The sequence below is a fragment of the Pseudomonas sp. KCJK8993 genome (genome assembly GCF_046230915.1).
Lineage (GTDB): Bacteria > Pseudomonadota > Gammaproteobacteria > Pseudomonadales > Pseudomonadaceae > Aquipseudomonas > Aquipseudomonas piscis.
Window position 1 is genome coordinate 85,053 of sequence record NZ_JBJJLO010000011.1, and the last position, 6,339, is coordinate 91,391.

The 6,339-nt window shown below is 65.8% G+C and carries 2 protein-coding genes; both read right to left on the reverse strand.

Features of this window, described 5'->3' with window-relative positions:
- Position 1: 1 nt before the first annotated feature.
- Positions 2-1,645 carry a DUF2300 domain-containing protein gene (locus ACK6AU_RS06170; protein ID WP_409298291.1) on the reverse strand — a complete coding sequence of 548 codons (1,644 nt, stop codon included), beginning with the start codon at positions 1,643-1,645 and terminating at the stop codon, positions 2-4.
- Between the two features lies 1 nt (position 1,646).
- Positions 1,647-6,209, reverse strand: a complete 4,563-nt coding sequence (locus ACK6AU_RS06175) for an alpha-2-macroglobulin family protein (protein WP_409298293.1) — start codon at positions 6,207-6,209, stop codon at positions 1,647-1,649.
- Positions 6,210-6,339 lie beyond the last annotated feature (130 nt).

Here is a 6,339-nt window from a genome sequence, read left to right on the forward strand (position 1 = left end):
CCTATTCCAGTAAAAGATGACGGGCAAGCCCTTCGATGTAGGTTTCATCCTGGCCATTGGGATGGGCTTCGAAGGCCAGGTGCAGGTATTCATGGGTCAGGTCGAGGCGGTCCTGCAGGGACAGCACGCCACGCACGTAGATCCGTTGTCGCTCACGATCGACGTAGGGCCGGCCGAAGCCCAGGCGGCACACCGCGAATTGATTGACTTCGTTGTAACCGACCTCTTGCTCCAGCGGCTGGCGCCAGCGCCGCCGTTGCTTCAGCAGCCAGTCCTGGGCCGCAGGCAGGGGCTCGCAGGAAGCCACCGGATTGTCCCAACGGCTGAGGCTGGCACGCGGATAGGCGTGCAGCAGGATAGCGTCGTAGCGCTGGCCTGAACCGGCCTGCTCCACCGCCTGTTGCCAGGACAGCTTGTCCGGCGCCTGCAAGTCGGAGTGATAGGTGACCTGGGTTCCAGCCAGCACCAGGTCGCCAGTCCAAGCGGCGATGGCCCGGGCCTCGGCGGTGGCCGGACGCGGCGCGACTCGCTGGCGGCTGCTGCTGTCGTCGATGCTCAGGCACTCGCCGCTGCGAGCGGCGTTCTGCAACAGGTAGGTGCGGATCGCCACGGCCAGGGCCTTGGCCGCCTCCCGGGGTTCGCTGCTGGCTTCGCGTTGCAGCACCCGGGCCACGTATTCCTCGCGATCCAGGCGCGCCACCAGGCGTTGCGCGGCCCCATCCCGCTGCAGGAACAGCTCGCCAGCGCTATGGATATCCAACTGGTTGCCATTGGCGAACGCCACCCGGTAATCCCCTTGCAGGGCACCGGGCCTGGCAGGTTGGCCATTCTGGCTGACGCCCTTGAGCGGATAGCGGGAAAACAGGCTGACCTCGACGCAGCGGCCCTTGTCCAGCGGCATGTTGACCGGCAACAACTGATCCAGGGCCTGGGCATGCTCCTTGAGGACCCGCTGGCTAGTGCCGCGGCCACCGACCCACAACGGCGTGCCGTCCGTCAGCCAACCGGCGAAACCGCCCTGGCGCGATTGCGGGTCGCGCTCGGCCAGCCAACTCCAGGTCTTGACCCGCAGCCGCCCACCGAGCGCCCCCACCACCGTGCCATCACCGGCGTTGAGCACCACGTCCAGCAATACCCGGCGCGCGGTGTCCCGGGCCGGCAAGCTGGCCAGGACTTGCAGCAGTTCAGCCACCGGAACCCGAGTCTGTGGCTGCAGCTGCTGCAGATCCTGCAGCCAGCCCGGGGCCTGGCGCGCCTGCCAGTAACTGCGCCAGTCACTGGCCGACACCTTGAGGCGCGCAGGCTCGAAGTACAGGCCGCAGGAACGCACCAGGGCCTGGTCGCGGGCGATGCTGTTACCGACCGTGCAGCAGTACACCTCTTCCTTGGACTTGCCCTGGCAGGCATAGGCCGGTTCCTGGGCGCCGGTGTCCACCAGCCAGGCGTAGACGAAGAGTTTCCAGACACTGCCCAGGGGCGTCTGCAAGTCTTCGGGCAGCGGCTCGCGGGCCAGCACCTGGGTCCTGGAGAGGCTCACCAGCTCGCTGTCCGGCGCAGTTTTCCAGGCCAGGCGCAGAGGTTCGTCCTGGGCCGTCGCCAGCCCAGGAAGCAAACACAAGCACAGCCAGGTCCAACGTCGCAGCATGTTACTTGACCGAAACCTGGCCCAAGGCCGGAGTACGCTCCTGGGCCTGATGCTCAGGTGCATAGACCTGGTAGAAACGTGCCGGCGGCAGGTTGAACTGGCCCTTCTGGGAGAAACGGACCAGGTGGCGCAGGCGCACTTCGCTGCTGTCGTTCAGTGCATCCAGCGGCACGCGGTAGCTCATCTGCCCCGGTTCGGCACGGGCCTTCTCCAGCGACGCGGCTTCACTGCCCGCAGGACCGGCCAGCTTGATACCCCAGGTGGTGCGCTCGACATCGGCGCCCGGCGGCAACGGCACATCCAGCATGCCGTACAGCAGCGGGCGCTTGCCTTCGTTGGCGATGATCACTTCATCCAGGTACAGGCCATCGCTGGCGATCGGCTTGTTGCCCAGCGGCTCCAGCTTGAAGGTGAAAGCTTCGTCCCCCGGTACCAGGCGCAGCAGGCGGCGAGTGATATTCACCGGTGCCGGCGTGCCGGCCTCCTGCTTGCTCAGGTAGCTCACCGAGGCCCGCAGCGGGCGCTCCGGCACCGAGTCCAGGGTCAGCACAGCAGGAACCTGCGAGCCTTGCCATTGCCAGTAGCTTTCGCCGCTGGCGCCCTGGCGCTGTTGCCAGCCTTGCCCCGGGTTGAGGTTCGTAACCGGCGCCGACTGGGCCACGCTACGTTGCAGCCAGGTCAGGGCCAGGGCCCGTTCCAGGGTCGACTGCGATGGCAGCAGGCGTTGCAGCAAGGCGCGCGTCGCCCCCTGGTCGAACGGCTTGAGCGACAGGCTCAAGGCCTGGACGAAGGGCTGCGAGCTGATTTCCATCTGCTGTTGCGCCGCTTCCAGCTGGGCGACGAACGCCGGCGGTGGCGTGACCTTGGCGTCCCGCGCCAGGGCCGCAGCCAGCACCCGGGCACTGGCCAGGCCCAGGGCCGAATCCGGGCTGTCCATCACCAGGCTGTCGCCGCTGTCGTCCTGCATGCTGGCTTGCGGTCCCGGGCCGGCCTTGGCCAGGTCGTCCATCAGGCCACTGACCAGGGTATTGATCGGCAGCTTCATCTCGCGGGCGAAGGACAGGATCAGCGCACGTTGCAGCAACGGCGTATTGCCGGCCTGCTTGGCATAGACCTCAAGCACTCGCTGCCAATGCTCCGGCGGCAGGTTCAGGTCCATCACCTTGCTGGCGTTCCAGTCGGCGTAATAGGCATAGGCGGTGAGGAAGGCATCCGGATCGGCGTCCTCGCCCCACCAGGTGAATGCCGCTTCCGGCCCGGCCATGTGCACCAGGCGCAGGCGACTGTTCTGCATCATCAGGCGCAGGCGATCACGGATCTGCGGATTGCTGGCCAGGGCCGGGTAGGCAACGCTCAGCGGCAACAACTGGCTGGCCGTCTGCTCGACTCCGCCATAGGGGTATTCCAGCAGGTCATCCAGGGCGGCGCGGAACAGCGCTTGCGGGCTGTCGTCCAGGCGCAGGCGAATTTCCCCGGCATCGCCCGGCAAGCCCAGTGGCGTGCTGTTGGTGACCACGTCCAGGCTCTGGGTCTGCACGGTCTGCCAGCCAGCCCCGTTGCTGGCCAGGCGTACCGCCAGGGTGTCCATGGTCTTGCCGCCCTGCACCAGCTCGGCGCTCCACTGGCCATTGCCCGGAGCGATGGCCGGCAAGGCCACATAGTTGATGCCGCTGTTGAGGGTCAACGGCAAGCGCTGGGACTCACCGGCGTAATGCACCACCAGCTCGGCCTTGACCGGCTGCTCGGACTGGTTGAACGCAAAGACCCCAAGGTCTGGCTTGTCGCCGCTGCGGAAGCGGGTCGGGCCGCTCCACTTCAGGTACAGGGCCTTCTCGGACCGCACGAACTGCTTCTTCTGGCCCACTTGGCCATCGTCGGCGATGGCCCGGGCGGTGATGCGCCAGCGAGTCAGCGAGTCGGGCATGCGGAAGGTGAAACGTGCCTTGCCGCTGCCGTCGGTGACCAGCTCCGGCTGCCAGGCAGCGGTGTCGACGTCTTCGCGGCGCGGACGCTCCAGCACCTTGACCCCACGCTCGCTGCGGTTGGCCTTGCCTGGCGCCGTCGGGCTGCCCGGCAGGGCCACGTCGTAGCTGATGAACGACAGGCTGGCACTGGTGCGCACGTTGTTGCGCCGTGGATGGTAGAAGAACTGATCGATGCTCGGCGCCACTTCCGGCTGCAACGCGTAGACCATCTCGTCCACCACGCTGACCGTCAGGTGGGCCGGCACCGGCTTGCCGGCGAACTGGGTGGAGAGGTCCACGGTGACGGTGTCACCCGGCTGGTATTTCTCCTTGTCGGTCTGGATGGCTACGACGATCTGCGGCGTCAGTACCTTGATCCCGGCGTTCTGGAAGCTGTATTCGCCGCCCTTGGTGTAGAGCACGGAAAAGGTCAGGTTCGGCGCGAAGCTGTCCTTGACCTGCACTCGGGCGCGGTACTGGGTCGGGCTGAGCTTTTCCACCTTCAGCCAATCGCCACCCTGGGACAACAATGCGGTGGCCTCGACCTTGTCGCGCTCCAGCGACAGCAGCGCATCGTTGATCGGCTCGGGGAAGGTGATCAGCGCCAGGGCTTCGTCGCCAGCCTTGTACTCGGGCTTGTCGAGGACGATTTCCACGGTGCCCGGCACGGCCTTGACTCCTTCGCCGGTGACCGAATGGCTGGTGCCCCCCACGACCCGGTCATGCTCGTCGCGCAAGGTCAGGTTGTAGGTACCCGGGCGCTCGAAGGCCAGGGCAAAACCACTGGCGCCTGCAGCCAGCTTGCCCTCGCCGGTGGACTGGTCTTCCATCCGCACCCAACTGTAGCGGCTGGGCAAGACGTTCTTGCTCTGCTCGCTGGCGTTCTGGTTGGCGTAGCTGAACTGCACCTTGTCGCCCACCGCGCTGAAGCGTTGCGGGGCGCTGAGGCTGAAGCTCGCGGCGCCACGCTCGATGAGGATTTCCTTGGTGGTCTTGACTCGATAGGCCGCGCCGTCACTGGCGAACACGGTGAGCATGTAGCGGCTGGGCTTGTCCGCCGCCGGCAGGTCGAGGCTGGCACTGCCCTTGGAGTCGGTGGTCAGCTCGGTGCTGGTCAGTTCCACCGGGAACTGGCCCATGTACTGCAACTCGTTGTCCACCATCGACAGCTGCTGGGACCGCAGGCTCAGTTGCAGGCGCGCATTGGCCACCGGCTTGCCATCGGGATAGAGCAGCACCAGGTTGCCCTTCACCGCCTCGCCGGTCTTGAAGTCCGGCTTGGCCAGGCTCAGGGCGATCTCGAAGTGCGGCTTGATGTATTCAGCCACGCGAAAGGCGCTGCTGTAGACCTGGTCCTTGTAGCGCAGGCGCAACTCATAACCGCCCGCCACCGCATTCTCCGGTAGCTGGAAACGCCCCTGGGTGCCGGACTTGGAATCCAGGTTCAGGGTCAGGTTCTGCAGGGCGGTGCCCGCGGCGTCCAATACGCTGACATTCACCGTACCGGCACCGGGCAGCACCGAGTCCCGGGCATTCTTGAACTCACGCCCGACGATCTTCAGCGAGACCCAGTCGCCCGGGCGGTATAGCGGCCGGTCGGTGAAGGCATAGAGCTTGGTGTCGTAGATTTCGCTGTCGTAGTAGAAGTTCTCGGAGACGAACACCCCGCCTTCCTGGTCCTCGCCAATCACATAGGAGCGCTCGGGGCTGACGTGCTTCAAGCGCACCAGGCCCTGCTCATCGGTGGCACCGCTGTTCATCACGCCCAGGCCGTCGGTCCACAGCACGTTGACCTTGGGCACCGAGTTGCCTTCGTGCTTGCCCGCTGCCCAGACCAGCAGCTCGTCACCGGCGATCTTGCTCACCGCCACGGTATTGGAGACGAACACCATGGTGGTGGCGCGGTACTTGCCCACCAGGGCTTCGACCAGGTACAGGCCCGGCTTCAACTGCCCCAGGGGAATGTAGACGTTGCCCGGGGCGACGTTGATGAAGTCACTGGAAGACCCGGCCAGGTTGACCCCGGCCGGCGGCTGGATCGGCTTGGCCTGCCACAGCGGGTAGCGGAACTGGGTCACCAGCGGCAAGCCCGGGATCAGGCCGAACTGCGGCTGGGCGTCATAGGGCGTCGGCGCCAGCAACGAGTTGCCGACCTTCAGCTCCGGGACCTCTTCGGTCACCTGCTTGCGCGACTCATAGGAGAAAGCGCGCTGCATCACCCGGCGCGACTTGCGATACCAGTTGTCCCACAGGTAGGCCAGGGTGTTGGACAGCCCCTCGCCCTTGAACTGGCCATCGCTGACCACTCGGTGCAGGTTCTTCTGGCGCTTGAGGAAGTCCAGCGGCTGGTTGATCCGGTAGACCCGGATGTCCGCGCCGCCATAGGGCTCCATGCGAAAACGCCGATAGTCGCGACCCGGGGCCTCGAGGCGCACCATGGCCTGCTCGTCGCTGGCAAAACTGCTGTCGGACAACAGGAAGAAACTCTCCCCGGCGACCGCTGCGTAATCGCTGGCGGGCACGGAGTCCTCGGCGTTGACCAGGGCCACGGGAGCCACCAGGGTCAAGGCCAGGGTCAGGCGGAACAGAAAACGGGACATAGGCAAGCCGCGTGAAGACGTCACGAGTGAAGGCAAGACAAGGCAAAAACAGGCGAGGAACCGCAGTTTTCTGGCTGGAAATGAGCATTCCGAGCCTGCGGTCAACCCAGTATGGGCGAACGCAGCATGC